Source organism: Desulfogranum mediterraneum DSM 13871 (genome assembly GCF_000429965.1).
Classification (GTDB): domain Bacteria; phylum Desulfobacterota; class Desulfobulbia; order Desulfobulbales; family Desulfobulbaceae; genus Desulfogranum; species Desulfogranum mediterraneum.
Genome location: NZ_AUCW01000071.1, coordinates 1 through 1600 on the forward strand (window position 1 = coordinate 1; position 1600 = coordinate 1600).

A 1600-nucleotide genomic window follows, 5' to 3' on the forward strand; every position below is an offset into this window, starting at 1 on the left:
GGGGGGGGGGACAAAGCACAGGATAGGTCCATTGAAAAATAATTCTGTACACACAATGGCTCCAAGTTATATAATCTGTAACTTTTATCAACTCCTTTGAACATGTTACCCCAGGTGGCAGCTCCGGTATTGGGAGTGGGTCTGCACAATTTTCACCTTGCCCTGCTGTTTGTTCTCTCGATACCTCGCCACAGGAGCCATCGGGCAATTCTACGATATCTCCAACGGCTGCATGCCCCAAAGATAAGTAAACACTCAGAGACAAGATTTGAATTATCAAGGAAATAATTTTAAACACTTTTCTTTCTCCATTGAAAGAAGATCATATATAAAAAAATGATTACCACTAATCTTCAGCCACATTTATTTTGGGGGTTAGTCACTATATGACTAACCGACCATGTCATAATCCACCAAGACCAAAACAAACGGGGGATTATCATGGCAAAGAATCCAATTCAGTTCCAGAAAGGCTTGAGTTTGACAAATTTTCTTGCTCATTACGGTGAGTAAGATAAATGCTATCAAGCTCTGTTTGCATTCCGATGGCCCCGGGGCTTTGTATGTCCAAGGTGCGGACATGCGGGGCACTGTCAAATTGCATCTCGTAAGGTTCTTCAATGCAATTATTGCCATACTCAAACATCCTTGACTGCCGGGACGATATTTGCATCAACGAAATTACCGCTTACAGTCTGTTTCCTTGCGATATACCTCAGCAATTCCCGTTATGGCCGCAAAGCCTTAAATAGCGCGGTATACCAAGCGGCAAATTCGTAAACTTTTATTCGTTATCCATTTGAATTTATGTGATAAATAATTGCGATCCAGAATGTATTTTACTTGACAATCCCGAGAGGGGTGGTCGCGTTTTTTCTGTAAGAACAAATAATTACAGGAGAACGCACCATGGCCTCACTCGGAAGACTGCTCAAAAGACAACGCAAATCCAACACAACCTATCGTCGAATCAAAATGCGCAACCAGCTCAACGCAGATGCCCTCTATGCACGGATACGTGAGGACTTTGACAAGGTGCCCGACCACCGGGCTGCCAACTCAAAGATATCTCTTTGCGATGCTTTGATGTCCGGGTTGGCCATGTTTTGCCTTAAGGATCCATCGCTGCTTGCCTTTGAACGACGACGCCAAGAGGATCCCGACAGTCTGCACGAGGTGTTTAGCATACAACATATCCCCTGTGACAGCCAAATGCGCACAATACTGGACCCTGTTTCAGTCAGAGATATCCGGCGACCATTCAGGTCTATTTTTACTCAAATCCAACGGGGAAAGGCCCTTGAGAAGATGACCTTTCTCGATGGACATTATCTGCTGGCTGTTGACGGTACCGGCGTTTATACCTCCGAAAAGGTTAGCTCACCTTACTGCCAGAGCAAGCGTAAACGTAACGGTAAGGTTGAGTACTACCAGCAAATGGTAGCTGGCGCCTTTGTTCATCCGGATCGTTCAGAGGTAATCCCTACCTGCCCAGAAATGATAATCCCTGAATTCGTATAATAAGCGCATAACCTCTGTAGGTAGCTGAAGAGAAACGCATCTTTGAGAAAAGCAAGACTTAGGTGTATTTTGGAAAAAG

2 protein-coding genes and 1 pseudogene are annotated in these 1600 nt (G+C 44.6%); 2 read left to right on the top strand and 1 reads right to left on the bottom strand.

Annotation, left to right across the window (positions count from 1 at the left end; translation table 11 throughout):
* Positions 1–298: hypothetical protein (locus G494_RS27465; RefSeq protein ID WP_208597694.1), on the bottom strand; the 298-nt coding region annotated here is incomplete at its 3' end.
* Between the two features lie 143 nt (positions 299–441).
* On the opposite strand from G494_RS27465, the pseudogene G494_RS26375 reads away from it, so the two are divergent.
* Positions 442–729 (top strand): annotated as a pseudogene (locus G494_RS26375) (transposase); the annotation flags it as partial.
* 180 nt (positions 730–909) lie between these two features.
* Entirely contained in the window at positions 910–1521 is a 612-nt protein-coding gene (locus tag G494_RS23760; protein ID WP_051305737.1) for a hypothetical protein, read from the top strand.
* Positions 1522–1600 lie beyond the last annotated feature (79 nt).